At 35.6% G+C, this 13,221-nt stretch carries 11 protein-coding genes and 1 tRNA gene; 5 read left to right on the forward strand and 7 right to left on the reverse strand.

Annotated features, from left to right (window positions below):
* Positions 1-174: 174 nt before the first annotated feature.
* Positions 175-747 carry a histidine phosphatase family protein gene (locus tag D2K62_RS13185; protein ID WP_117149412.1) on the reverse strand — a complete coding sequence of 191 codons (573 nt, stop codon included), beginning with the start codon at positions 745-747 and terminating at the stop codon, positions 175-177.
* Positions 748-1,232: 485 nt separating this feature from the next.
* Between D2K62_RS13185 and D2K62_RS13190 the strand changes: the two genes are divergently transcribed.
* Positions 1,233-1,306: transfer RNA gene (locus D2K62_RS13190), tRNA-Met, on the forward strand.
* A 45-nt stretch (positions 1,307-1,351) separates the two neighbouring features.
* Here the strand turns inward: D2K62_RS13190 and D2K62_RS13195 are convergent.
* The 5 genes from D2K62_RS13195 to D2K62_RS13215 form a co-directional block, all read right to left on the reverse strand.
* Entirely contained in the window at positions 1,352-2,164 is an 813-nt protein-coding gene (locus D2K62_RS13195) for an energy-coupling factor transporter transmembrane component T family protein (protein ID WP_117149413.1), read from the reverse strand.
* On the reverse strand, positions 2,161-3,018 hold the full coding sequence (locus tag D2K62_RS13200) for an energy-coupling factor transporter ATPase (RefSeq protein WP_117149437.1): 858 nt from the start codon (positions 3,016-3,018) through the stop codon (positions 2,161-2,163). The genes D2K62_RS13195 and D2K62_RS13200 overlap by 4 nt, the downstream gene beginning before the upstream one ends.
* Positions 3,009-3,824, reverse strand: a complete 816-nt coding sequence (locus D2K62_RS13205; RefSeq protein WP_117161597.1) for an energy-coupling factor transporter ATPase — start codon at positions 3,822-3,824, stop codon at positions 3,009-3,011. Before D2K62_RS13205 ends, D2K62_RS13200 begins: the two co-directional genes overlap by 10 nt.
* 365 nt (positions 3,825-4,189) lie before the next feature.
* Positions 4,190-5,131, reverse strand: coding sequence for a 1,4-dihydroxy-2-naphthoate polyprenyltransferase (menA, locus tag D2K62_RS13210; protein ID WP_117161598.1), 942 nt, complete (start codon positions 5,129-5,131; stop codon positions 4,190-4,192).
* 1 nt (position 5,132) lies between these two features.
* Positions 5,133-6,176: an FAD:protein FMN transferase gene (locus tag D2K62_RS13215; protein WP_232828020.1), complete on the reverse strand. Its 1,044-nt coding sequence runs from the start codon at positions 6,174-6,176 to the stop codon at positions 5,133-5,135.
* A 409-nt stretch (positions 6,177-6,585) separates the two neighbouring features.
* On the opposite strand from D2K62_RS13215, the gene D2K62_RS13220 reads away from it, so the two are divergent.
* From D2K62_RS13220 to D2K62_RS13230, 3 genes are all read left to right on the forward strand, one after another.
* Positions 6,586-8,460, forward strand: a complete 1,875-nt coding sequence (locus D2K62_RS13220; RefSeq protein ID WP_117149414.1) for an FAD-dependent oxidoreductase — start codon at positions 6,586-6,588, stop codon at positions 8,458-8,460.
* 239 nt (positions 8,461-8,699) lie between these two features.
* A complete protein-coding gene (locus D2K62_RS13225) occupies positions 8,700-9,230 on the forward strand; it encodes a Gx transporter family protein (RefSeq protein WP_112182603.1) in 531 nt (176 codons plus the stop codon).
* A gap of 29 nt (positions 9,231-9,259) precedes the next feature.
* On the forward strand, positions 9,260-10,240 hold the full coding sequence (locus D2K62_RS13230; RefSeq protein ID WP_112179177.1) for a polyprenyl synthetase family protein: 981 nt from the start codon (positions 9,260-9,262) through the stop codon (positions 10,238-10,240).
* Between the two features lie 68 nt (positions 10,241-10,308).
* Here D2K62_RS13230 and D2K62_RS13235 read toward each other — a convergent pair whose 3' ends face one another.
* Positions 10,309-11,244, reverse strand: coding sequence for an ATP-grasp domain-containing protein (locus D2K62_RS13235; RefSeq protein WP_112179175.1), 936 nt, complete (start codon positions 11,242-11,244; stop codon positions 10,309-10,311).
* Positions 11,245-11,460: 216 nt separating this feature from the next.
* Between D2K62_RS13235 and D2K62_RS13240 the strand changes: the two genes are divergently transcribed.
* A complete protein-coding gene (locus D2K62_RS13240; protein WP_112179173.1) occupies positions 11,461-13,134 on the forward strand; it encodes a methyl-accepting chemotaxis protein in 1,674 nt (557 codons plus the stop codon).
* Positions 13,135-13,221: the final 87 nt, after the last annotated feature.

The raw sequence follows: 13,221 nt of genomic DNA on the forward strand, positions 1-13,221 counted from the left end.
ACATCACTTCTAAGTGCTTATAGCCTGTCTTGATAGGCATATAAGTCAATCTTCTCATATGTCGAAAATGCATTAAACGACGAAAGAAAAAAGTTCACTAGCAAAAACATCTATCGATACGATAGATGTTTTTGCTAGTTGTTGTATGCCATCAATAGATGATTCGTTTTCTTCTTACTTATCCACTGTTAAATGATCAATTTGATTATAATTATGTACGTGCCATTTATCTTTCGTGTATTCTATATTACTCAAACATGCATTTAAGAGTTTCGTATTAGTAAAATCTATTTCTTCTCCCGACGTTACAGATAAAATCGCATGAATTACAGCACCATGTGCAACAAGTAACACTTTTTTATTAGGAAAAGTCTTGTTAATCAAGTCTATTCCAGCCATTACTCTGCTTTCCAAATCTTCTTTTGACTCCTGACCTGGATAGTTACCATCCGGAAAAAGTTTGTTACGCTCTGCTAAAGTTAGACCTTCTGCTTCACCAAACGTTCGCTCTTTAAAGTCGGACATTTCCACTAAATCTACATTTAATGCTTTATTAATAATCTCTGCTGTACGCTTTGCTCTTTTCATAGGACTAGCAATAATTAAATCCCAATCTGCACCTTCAAAATATGTTTTACATGCCTCTGCTTGTTTAACGCCATTTTCATTTAATTCAATATCTGTGCCCCCTTGTATTCTTCCTTGTAAATTCCAATCAGTTTCCCCATGTCGAATCAAACAAATCATCTATTTTCTCTCCTCTAAAAATATTTTCTTTAGGCTGTTTTTACAAAGCTAGCTTTTTACAGAAAATCTATACACTCCGACGTAACTTACCCGCTACGGAAGCAAATGGGTTCCCTTCTCGCTAGTACAGTTAAAGTATCGTAGATTTAGATTAATCCACTAGTTTTTTTTATAATAAATTAACTATGTAAAAAATAGAAATATGGAGTTTAATTTCTCTATAAAATATGATTTTCAACTCACGAGAGGATACCTCTTTCTAGCGATGGAAATATACAGAGACTCCTATACCCACGGAAAGCGACGTATATGTCAGAGCAGTATGTTACGTCGGACTTCCCAACTATATTTAATATTCAAAAAACACCTTTATCTATTATAGCAAATTTTTGTCTTACTTGATTCATTATAAACATTTTAATGAAATTCTATTGACACAAGTTAAGCGCTATTGTATGATATCACTTGTGCCTTTGAAATAACGTAGCGGCGTAGCTCAGCTGGCGAGAGCGTACGGTTCATACCCGTGAGGTCGGGGGTTCGATCCCCTCCGCCGCTATCGAAAAACCTTCTTGATATATCAAGAAGGTTTTTTTCTGTTCATTTATAAATAAGTAACTACGTTAGAACGTAAGACAACAAGTACTACCGTTAAAATCGCCATTACTAACAAACTAATGGTATCTGATTTTTGCCAAGCTAGCCTTCGAAAACTTGATCTAGGCTTGTCTGATTGATACCCTCTCACCTCCATTACATCAGCCATATTTTCCGCTCTTCTTAAAGAACTAACAAATAACGGCATGATGATAGGAATGAGTTTTTTCATTTGATCTACTAGTGATCCTTCTCCAAAAGTAGTACCTCGTGCCCGTTGTGCATCCATCACTTTTTGTGTTTCATCTAATAAATTCGGAATAAAACGTAAAGAAATAGAAAGCATCAATGCAATTTCATCAACAGGAAGCTTAAAAAAACGTAACGGACGCAGTAAGGAATTAATACCATCTGTTAAGTCGATAGGTTTTGTTGTTAATGTTACAACGGTTGAGATAAAGATAATCATTACAAATCGGCAAAATATATATAGTCCATTTAGTAAACCGAATGTTGAAATCGTTATGGGACCCCAATCTATATAAACCGTTCCACCGGCAGTGAATAATACTTGAAGGAACACCGTAAATAATATTAACCAGATAAGTGGACGCACACCACGTAAATAGGTTTTTATTTTCACTCCCGAAAGAAACATGACGATAAAGGTGAAAAGACCTAACAATACATAAGTTTGCCAGTTATTCGCAATAAATATAATACCTATAAAATAAATAGCAGTAATTAATTTTGCTCGTGGATCTAAAAGATGTATCCGTGAATCGCCCGGAAAGAAACGACCTAATATTAGCTTATTCATGCCAAGCCCACCTCAATTAATCCTTCTGTCAGTTCATCGATTGTCAAACATACATCTGGCAGTTTAACACCTGTTTGTCGCTCTATTTTTAATTGCAGCTTTCTGGCCTCTGGCAATTCCACATGCCATTTTTCCAATCTTTCAGGATCTGAAAAAAAGGTTTTTACTGATTGGTGGGCGGCAATCGTTCCTTTCTCCATTACTACTACATCTTCAGCATATTTAGCAACATCATCCATATCATGCGTAACAATAATTGTTGTTAGTCCTCTTTCTACATGAATCTTTTTTATCATTGATAAAATGCCTCGTTTCCCCTCCGGATCTAAACCTGCTCCGGGTTCATCTAAGAGTAAGACATCTGGATTCGTCGCTAGAACACCAGCAATAGCCACTCGTCTTTGTTGTCCTCCTGACAAGGAAAAAGGTGACATTTTTAATATGGCTTCATCTAATCCCACTGCATAGATCGCTTGTTTCGTTCTTTCCTTTACTTCACCCACTGATACACCAAAATTCATCGGCCCAAACTGAATATCCTTTTCAACTGTTTCAGCAAATAATTGTGCTTCTGGAAACTGAAACACCATTCCTACATGTTTCCTTATTTTCTTTAGTGCTTGTTTTTCCTTATTTGCTGTTATTACTGTATTGCCAACGATGATACTTCCCGTACTTGGTAATAGTAATCCGTTAACTGTCTTCAATAAACTTGATTTACCGGCACCAGTGTGGCCAACTATTGCTGTAAATGACCTTGTTGGCAGTGTCAGCACTATGTCCTTTACTACGTTTGCATTTTTTAGCGGTCCTATTTGATAATCTGCTGTTACATTTTCAAATTTTATTTGCATAACCATGTCACCAGTTCATCTTCTGTCATATAAGTCTCCGGTATGTTTCGACCACGGGCTTGCAAGTTACGTCGAAGTTGTTCTGAAAAAGGAGCTTCTAGTTGTTTGTTTTTCATAAAAACCTCTCTTGGCGTACCTTCTTGTACAATTGTGCCATTATCCATCAACAGGATTCTGTCAGCAAGTGCTGCCTCATTTCGGTCATGGGTAATAGATATAATGGCTATTGACTTTCTCTCTTTTAACTTCTGTAAAGTAGCAAATAATCCACTTCGGCTTTTTGGATCTAGCATAACAAACGCTTCATCTAAAATGATTAATTTAGGTGTTAAGGCAAGAATACCTGCGATCGCAACTCTTTGCTTCTGACCGCCAGATAATTGCGAAGGATCCGTTAATGCATGATTTCGCATTCCCACTAATTCTAGTGCGATATCTACTCTTTTCTTCATTTCATCATAGGGCATATTAATATTTTCCAAACCAAACGCGATATCATCTTGAACGCTTGTACCTATAAACTGATTTTCAGGATTTTGGAACACGATCCCTACTTGTTTACGAATATCCCATTTTGATAGTTCATTTAATTCAAGGCCATTAATATTGATTGTTCCTTTTTCCACTTCCATTAATCCAACTAGTAATCGGGCTAAAGTGGATTTTCCTGATCCATTATCTCCAACAATTGCAACCCATTCGCCCTTTTTCACAGAAAGGGAGACATCAGATAAAGTCTGTTTTTTCACTCGTAAATCATAACGAAATGCTAGATCTCGTACTTCTAAAATTGTAGATAGCTCCATCAAACTTTCTCCTTTCCCTTCTAACATATATTAAAGAATTCAACCTTCGCACTATAAAACAGTCGCTTAAATCTTGATATAACAAGAATGATCCAAAACAGAAGTTAACTTCACGCTACTTTGTAATCATCCGTGCGTTTGACTTGACGCACTGAGAGGAATTCTGTCATAAGAGGTATAAAGTTCTTACCCGCTCCTCAAATGAAATTGACTCCCTTTCCGTAGCAGAAATCAACATGGTAGTTACGACAGAGTCTATGGGTATGCAGTAATAAACATTTTTAAAAGTGTCAACCTTTATAATGAACACACGCCAAACTCATAACAGCCAATTTTTAGCGCTTTTTTTAAGTGAGAAAGTTGAGTTAAAGAATAAATATCGATATCATTAACATGGTTACAACCGAACCATTTACTAACACCAGGTTTTTTATCGCTACAGAAAATGTTTCTGATTTAATCTGTTTCCGATTAAATTTACGAACTAGCTGATAGACTGGATAACTAACTAATAGTGCAATAATAACAATAGGTGGTAATAGACCGAGAATTACTGCGACTAAGATTGCTAAAAATGAAAGAAAATATAAACCATTAAACAGCCAGACAGCATATTTTTTCCCAATGTAATAAGGCAGTGTAAAGCGATGATTGGCAATATCCTCTTTTAAGTCACAAATATTATTAGCTAGCATCAAATTAGCTATGGTAAACATACATGGGAAGGAAACTAACATAATCTCTAATAGTAATAGAATATCAGCTTCAAAGAGAACTGTCCTACCTTCCCATAATAAATGTAAAATACCTTGATCGAATGCATTGACATATACAGATAAGAATACAATACCGAATCCCATTGATACACCAGAGAATAACTCACCAAGTGGCATGCGAGACAAGGGAATCGGGCCAAATGTATAAAAAATGCCTATTGTAAAACAAACCATTCCAACTAATAACACGAATAAATCTGTCCGGAACACAAGCCAGATTCCTAAACCTGTAGCCAGGGTTAATAAACTTAAAATTGTAATAATGACTACAATCTCCCTGATTTTATATTGACCAATCACATTGTGGTTCTCTCGATAGCTTTCAGATGAGGCTTTTCTAAAATCCATATAATTATTAATCGCAGTTGTTGTTAGATCAAAGGAAAGCATCGCAACAAAAAAGATCGCTGTATTTAATGGTTGGAACGTATCATAACGATAATAAACAAATAAGCAACCAATTAAAAATGGAAAGACGCTCGCTATCTTAGTCTGAATTTCTACTAATTTTAGAAATGTTGAAATAGACATTTTATTCGCTCCCTTCATTTTTCAAAGAACTATCTCCGATTATAAAGGATTCATTCGTTAATTCGAATTCATCCTCCAAGCCAGAAGTAAGAAAGATCTTGTTATCTTTATCCACAAAGATTGCTTCCACACCATCCTGTTTTTCGATAAACGCCATTCCATCCTCTAACCCTTTCGAAAAAATTAATGTTGACAACGCATCCCCGTCTATTGACTTCTTACTAACAATTGTTACGCCTGCGATTTCATTATCAAATGGATAGCCTGCTTTTGGATCGAGTAAATGATGGTATCTTTCACCATCTACTTCTAAATACCTTTCATAGACTCCAGAGGTTACAATGGATTGATTACTTGCTTCTATCTTACCGACCGTTTCCCCACGTGTTGAGAACGGATCTTGAATTCCAACAGTCCACTCTTTACCAGAAGGATTGGTTCCTTCCACATAAATATTTCCACCTAAATCGATAATAGCTGTTGTCACATCATTTTCTTCAAGCACTTTGTTAACTTGATCAGCTATAAAGCCTTTAGCAATTGCACCCAAGTCTATGCGCATATCTTTCTCTTTTAAATAAACCGTATGCTTCTCTTCATCTAATATAACCTTTCGATAATCTATTAATGGAAGAACGGCATCAATCTCTTCTTGATCAGGTTTACGCGCATCATCATAGCCAATATGCCATAGTGACGTTAAGGGACCTATCGTAATATCAAATGAATACTCAGCTTTTTGACTATAATCTTTGCCTGCTTTTATTAACTGAAATATTTCTTCCGATACTATAACAGGTTCTATACCCGCTTGAGCATTAACCTCGTCAATTTGTGATACCCCCGCATCCTCTTCTAAACCAATTTGACTAGCAAGGACTTCCATTCGTTCAAACACCTTTTTTAACACCGTTTCTTTTTCTTCATTATAAATTTTAACCGTGACCACTGTGCCCATTAAAAACTCTGTTTGCTTATAAGGTGTTTCCATCACACCGTTATCATCTGAACTACAGCTTGTTAAAAAAAATAAAACAATAAACATTATAATTGCTGTGTTTTTTATTTTCATCACTATCAAAACCTCTCTATAAAATAATAGACTTACATCTGTCTTATAATCTAATAATCTAATTGTGAATAAAATCACATTATTATTTTATAAGTATAGCATCGCTTATTTTTAGTGTCTATCTAACGATCCGTTCCTTTTCCACGTTTATATGGAGAAAAGCCTGTTGTATAGCTGTTTCTTTAAATATGAAAACTTAATGAACTTTTTAGTTTATTTTATTTTATTACTAACTTGTGAACTTTATAGAATTATTTATATATAATCTTTAAAAACTCTAGACACTTTCTAGAACTAGCTGTAAAATATAAATTAGTTGTTCAATGATTCACAATGGAAGTTTTCAGATTTCTAAATTTTATTAGAGGAGTGCAAATTTATTATGACAAACAAGAATATCATTGTTATTGGTGCTGGTTATGCTGGCGTTCATGCCGCACAAAAACTTGCAAAAAAGTACAAAAAAGATGATTCTGTTACGATCACTTTAATTGACCGTCATTCTTATCACACAATGATGACTGAATTACATGAAGTCGCTGCTCACCGCGTAGAGCCTGATGCAATTCAATTTGACTTACGTCGCTTATTTAACCGTACGAAAGTGAAATTAGTAACAGACAATGTAATCAATGTAGATCACGATGCAAAAAAAGTTACAACGGAACATGGAGAATATAATTTTGATTATTTAATTCTTGGTATGGGTGGAGAGCCAAATGATTTCGGAACTCCTGGTGTAAAAGAAAATGGTTTCACGTTATGGTCTTGGGAAGATGCTGTGAAACTCCGCGAGCATATTGAAAAAACCGTTGCACAGGCAGCTGTCATAAAAGATGATGGAACACGTTGTGCGATGCTGACATTTACTGTTTGTGGTTCTGGATTTACTGGAATTGAGATGGTTGGGGAATTGGTAGAATGGAAGGAACGTCTAGCAAAAAACAATAAAATTGATCCAGATGCTATTACATTATATGTAGTAGAAGCTGCCCCAACGATCTTAAATATGCTTGAGCGTAGAGATGCAGATAAAGCAGAAGCTTATTTAGTAAAAAAAGGCGTTAAAATTCTCAAAGATTCCCCTATAGTTGAGGTTAAGGAAAATGAAATCATCTTAAAATCTGGTGAAACTGTACCTACACATACATTAATTTGGACAGCTGGGGTCAAAGCGAATTCAGATACCAAAGATTATGGTATGTCCACAGCACGTGCAGGTCGGTTAAAAGTAAATCAATATATGGAATCAGAAGACTTTGAGAATGTCTATGTAATTGGTGACTTAGCTTATTATGAAGAAGAACCAGGTAAAGCAACACCACAAATTGTTGAAGCAGCTGAACAAACAGGTATGACAGCAGCTAAAAGTATTATTGCTGAAATTAGTGGTGGAGAAAAAGAAGCGTATGAAGGCAAATATCACGGAACGATGGTGTCAATTGGCGCTCGTTACGGTGTAGCTGATTTAATGGGTGTTCACTTAAGTGGTTGGTTAGCAAACTTTATGAAGCACATGGTTAACCTTTATTATTTCTTCGGAATCAGAAGTGGCTATTATATGTTTCATTATATCCGACACGAATTCTTTGAAACAAAAGATAAACGTAATATTTTCCGCGATTTCTTAACAAGACATGGAAATGTACTATGGAGTTTACCATTACGTCTTTTCGTAGCAGGTTTTTGGCTAGTGGAAGCTGGTGCGAAAATATGGGGTAAAGAAACGTGGGAAACAGCAACAGCTAGTTTTTCAACTATTCCTCAGCTATTTAATGGCCTAGGAGAGGATTCATGGTTAGTCGGATCAACAGTCAGAATGCCGTTTGAATGGTTACAAACGACCACAAGTGGTGCAAGTGAAGCAGCAGAAACGGCTACAGAATGGTCAACACCTATTTTCAGCAAGATGCCTGGTATTTTTGAATGGTTTATGCAAATAGTCTTGCCTACGCCTGAAATGGCTGTTTTCATGCAGAAATTCATGGTGTTTGTTGAATTGGCAATTGGGTTAGCAATTCTTGCTGGTCTATTCACATGGTTAGCAAGTGCAGCAAGCGCTGGATTCCTCGTAATGTTTACTCTATCCGCTATGCTTGGATGGGATAAAATATGGGCCCTTCCAGCAGCAATTGCCTTATTAAATGGCTCTGGACGTACGTTCGGTTTAGACTACTGGGTAATACCTTACATTCAGCGCAAAGTAGGTAACTGGTGGTATGGGAAAGAACAAGCAATTTATCAAGATAAGAAGTAGGTTGAAGAGGAATAGTGAGAGGTTCTTTAAGCCTTTCACTATTCATCCCCTCATTTTTTAAAAACAATGAAGGGAAAATAAGAAGGATGCACAATGATGGTGCTAAAGTAATGAAACATTGGTATCATAGTATTATTAACGCATGTTTCTTTTTTACCTTTTGTTGTTTTTTAAGACAACAAATATGAAGTCTAGTTGAAACACGAGATTCTATGCAGCAAGAGATTGGAAGTGGCACGATGACCAAAAATCAACGTCTTGTTTATATATCGTTATTAGCTGCGCAAGCGGTGATTATTAGTTTATTAGAACGTGCAATCCCTTTTCCTTTTGCAATCGCTCCAGGAGCAAAACTTGGTTTAGCTAATATTATTACATGCATGGCCATATATACCTTATCCGTTAGAGATGCAGGTAAAGTTGTAGCCATACGTTTAGTCCTAGCCACCCTACTAGGAGGCACTATTTCTACTTTTATGTATAGTGCCGCTGGAGCTATTCTTAGTTTTATCGGGATGCTAGCAGTTAAGAAACTCGGCTCGAAACGGATAAGTTTAATCGGTGTCAGTACTACAGGAGCTGTGCTCCACAATGTCGGACAACTTACCGTAGCCAGTTGGATTGCTCAAACATGGACCGTTCTTTTATATTTACCTGTATTAGCTTTTATTGGAATTCTATCTGGTATTGCCATTGGAATTGCTGCTAACTACCTATTAACACATATTGAAAAGCTACATTATTATAGAGACTTACAAGAATTAAAGTAACATGATTTTTAATGAAAGGGGTTTTCATCATGCGTGTACATCCTATGTGGAATAACTACCCTGCTTTAAAAACGGACTTAGAAAAAGGGTTAGAACTAATCAATGCGCATATTCGTGTTCGTGATAAAACAATTGAGAAAACAATTAAAGACCTCATTTACTCAGGTGGTAAATTACTGCGTCCTGCTTATTCCTTACTTTGCTCTGAAATAGGACCTGAACAAGATAAAGAGAAAGCAATCGCTGTTTCCGCAGCATTAGAAACATTGCATATGGCTACATTAATTCACGATGATGTAATCGATGGAGCGTCATCAAGACATGGACAACCGACTATTCACACCACACACGGCAATCAATTTGCGATTTATTCTGGTGACTATTTATTTTCCGTTTGTTTTACTATTCTCTCAAGACATGCTACATCATTAGCACACTTAGAATTTAACTCGCGTAGTATGGAGAAAATATTAAGTGGCGAATTAGATCAATTACATTCTCGATATCAGCCACCTACTAGTGTAAAAAGTTACCTAGCACGAATTTCAGGGAAAACAGCACAACTATTTGCAGTCAGTTGCTATTCAGGTGCTATTGAAAGCAAGGCCTCACGTAAACAGACAATGACAGCATGGAATATGGGCCATTATATCGGGATGGCATTTCAAATTATGGATGACATTCTTGATTATAGAGGGAATGAAAAAACGATTGGTAAACCGGTCATGTCAGATCTGCAACAGGGGATCTATACCCTTCCATTAATTTATGCAATGCAAAGTGACCCACGAACATTAAAAAATATATTGAATAAGCAAGAACCTTTTACCGAACAAGAAAGACACCTAATCATTTCAACACTTGAAAAAGAAAAAGGAGTAGAAAAGGCGCAAGCACTTGCTGAAAGATATACAAAAAAGGCGTTAAAAGAAATGCAAAAACTTCCCGATGGCACTTATAAAGATACTTTATATCACGTTACTACTAGTTTACTAAATAGAAATCGATAGTTATAAGCTAATTCTAAAAACCCCTTATCCAATAGACTAATAGGATAAGGGGTTTCTTATATCGCATATTATTGTTCTTGTTTCAAAGCGTTTCCTAAAAGTGTTGCAAGTTCTAACATTCCAAATTTATTCGCCTTGGCTTCTGCATCTGAATTATAGTTTGTATTTGTATTAACATCATAGGTGAAAAGCTCACCTTTATCATTACTAATAAACTCAATACCCGCAACAGCAATATCATTTTCACGAAGGAAATTCTCATATTTTTGAATTAGTGCTGTATCCATATCTTCAATAATTTCAAACATTAGTCTTTCTTCCTCTTCTCCTACCGGACAGAACTTATCATCAATTCGGCAAGCATCAGCTGGGCATAACTCGAATCCTTCAGATGTGTCAACCCTGACTGCATATATAAATTTGCCACCGACGAACTCCGCTCTAGTAATGAAAGATTTTGGTGATTCTATATATTCCTGGATCAGTGTTATACCATCAATTGGTTCCTCAAAGTCATCTCCGTCTAAATACGACGCTAGTCCTTCAATTGAATAGAACAATTGAACTCCTAACCCTTTACCCGCACGATTATGTTTTGTGATAAATGGTACTTTTCCTAACTTTTTAGCTGCCTCAACAATCTGGTCACGTCCAACTGCTCCAATAGTTTTAGGTGTCTTTATACCACTTCTCTCTAATGCAGCGTATTGATTAATTTTGCTAAGTTCAAGATTTAATGCTTTACTCCCATTAAATACAGTACGATCATGACTTTCCAACCATGTTAGCACAGCACCTGTTAATTCGGGGGCAAATCGGTGCCCTCTTGAATGGGAAGATGCACTCATTCGATTATAATAAACACCTTCTGGAGGTATAGAGCTGAGATCTATAATTCCTTTATCTAAATGCCATAATTCATAAGGAAAACCCAATGCCTCTAAACGTTTCGTTAAATGTTCAGTCCAATCATCATTTTCATGAATTACAACTATTTTTGACATAAGCTTAACCCTCTTTTCGCAAGTTTAGTAGGCTACTTTTAACCTTCTTCTATTACTGAATTATACATATTGTAACATCCTGTCGCAAATTAGAATAATCATTTTAGTTTCATTATTCTTTTAAGAAAAAAATTTACCTTAACTTCATACTAGCTTCATATAAGTTCTGTATACTCCTATAGATAGGACAATTGAACTACTATTGGAGGTTAATTAATGAAGAAAATCATGAAAAAGTTAAATTTAAGTACAAGGCTTAGTCTATTATTTATTTCCTTATTAGGAATTGCTATCATTCTAGTTGGATTTAGCTCTTATACAAAAGCAAAGGAATTAACGATTCAAACAATAGAAGATAGATTAGTACGAGAAGTCGACTTAATGCAATACATTGCAGAAAACTTAAACTTTGTTTATGTAAGTGACCCATCATATTTCCTACAACAACTGGAAACAAATGTACGATCTCAACAAGAAAAACTGAAGCAAGATGGGATAAATTCTGACTTCTTTTACATCAAAAATAATGAAGTTATTCCTTTTCAAACTAGTAGTGAATCTCTACCCACATTATCAGAACAATTTATTGAGGATTTATCCAAAAATAGCAATGGGATTATGCATCAAAAAATTGATGGCGTAGATTATACACTCTCTTTCCATGAGATGAAAGAGATAGATGGTATTTACACGATGATTGTACCTACGGATTCCTATATGGGGCAAATATACAATCTTGGTTATTTTATTATTATTGTTACCGCCATTAGCATAATAATTACCACTTTACTCAGCATGCTCTTTGTACGATCAATTACCAAGCCACTTAACTACCTTCGTAGCACAATGAAATATGTTCGCGAGGGAAATCTAAAGTTTGCACCAGCTATTCAAACTACGATACCTGAACTTATTTCATTACATAAAAGCTATAATGCAATGATTGAAAACATGATAAATATGATAACTGAAGTGAAAAATACGACAAATGCATTGTCATCTACAGGCGAAGAGCTAAAAATCGCTTCAGAACATACCCTTTCAACTAGCCATCAATTCATATCTGCTATTGAAATTGTAAAAGTTGGGGCAGAACAAACAGCAAGTAGTTCAGATGATAGTCTATCAACCTTTAAAACAATGAATACCAAAATGAAACACATGTTAATGAATATGGAGCGTGTGTCTCACCGCTCAGAACAAATGAATCAATCTGCCCAAACAGGTGAAATGAATATTGGCAAATTAATTCTTACATTTAGTGAATTTGAAACAGAGTTTAATCAATTAACACTCACGATCAAAGAGGTAAAGAAAAATTCCCATGCTATTCTAGGTCTTGTTGATTTAGTAAAAACGATTGTCGATCAGACGAAATTATTAGCACTAAACGCTTCAATTGAAGCAGCCCGTGCTGGTGAAGCAGGAAAAGGTTTTGCGGTAGTAGCACAGGAGGTTCGTAATCTAGCTGACCAATCTTCACTTGCAACTGAAGAGATTACTAAGACTGTTACAAACATGGAAGGGATAACGAACGAAGCCGTCTTAGCATTTGAACATGTACTACTTAAAACAACCTCAACTTTAAAGATGGCAGATACCTCTAAACAATCATTTGATCTATTAATGAATGAAATAACGGATGTAAGTAGTAGAATAAAACATATGCATACTGAATTAACAGATATAACAAGAGAGTTGCCACAGTTAGAGCTTTCAGCAAATAATTTAGCTTCTGTATCGCAAGAAACACTGGCAAGCTCAGAAGAAATGGTGGCCGCTAGTGAAAATCAAATTGAACAAATGGAAGGAACGAATGAAATTGGCAACAAGCTTTTACAATTATCAAATACGTTAGCACATACAACAAGTAAATATCATACCGATTAATACTATAACAAGTTAAAAAACACCAAAATAAAACGCATGTGATTTACATGCGTTTTATATCTATATAGACATTTTTTTAGATGGGAA

It is taken from the genome of Paraliobacillus sp. X-1268 (assembly GCF_003426095.1).
In the GTDB taxonomy this organism is placed as follows: Bacteria; Bacillota; Bacilli; order Bacillales; family Amphibacillaceae; genus Paraliobacillus_A; species Paraliobacillus_A zengyii.

Bases quoted from the DNA above. Each gene is read 5' to 3' on its own strand.
- D2K62_RS13225 (WP_112182603.1), top strand. From the start codon at position 8,700: ATGACCAAAAATCAACGTCTTGTTTATATATCGTTATTAGCTGCGCAA.
- D2K62_RS13215 (WP_232828020.1), bottom strand. From the start codon at position 6,176: ATGTTTATTGTTTTATTTTTTTTAACAAGCTGTAGTTCAGATGATAAC.
- menA (WP_117161598.1), bottom strand. From the start codon at position 5,131: ATGTCTATTTCAACATTTCTAAAATTAGTAGAAATTCAGACTAAGATA.
- D2K62_RS13205 (WP_117161597.1), bottom strand. From the start codon at position 3,824: ATGGAGCTATCTACAATTTTAGAAGTACGAGATCTAGCATTTCGTTAT.
- D2K62_RS13200 (WP_117149437.1), bottom strand. From the start codon at position 3,018: ATGCAAATAAAATTTGAAAATGTAACAGCAGATTATCAAATAGGACCG.
- D2K62_RS13235 (WP_112179175.1), bottom strand. From the start codon at position 11,244: ATGTCAAAAATAGTTGTAATTCATGAAAATGATGATTGGACTGAACAT.
- D2K62_RS13195 (WP_117149413.1), bottom strand. From the start codon at position 2,164: ATGAATAAGCTAATATTAGGTCGTTTCTTTCCGGGCGATTCACGGATA.
- D2K62_RS13185 (WP_117149412.1), bottom strand. From the start codon at position 747: ATGATTTGTTTGATTCGACATGGGGAAACTGATTGGAATTTACAAGGA.
- D2K62_RS13240 (WP_112179173.1), top strand. From the start codon at position 11,461: ATGAAGAAAATCATGAAAAAGTTAAATTTAAGTACAAGGCTTAGTCTA.
- D2K62_RS13230 (WP_112179177.1), top strand. From the start codon at position 9,260: ATGCGTGTACATCCTATGTGGAATAACTACCCTGCTTTAAAAACGGAC.
- D2K62_RS13220 (WP_117149414.1), top strand. From the start codon at position 6,586: ATGACAAACAAGAATATCATTGTTATTGGTGCTGGTTATGCTGGCGTT.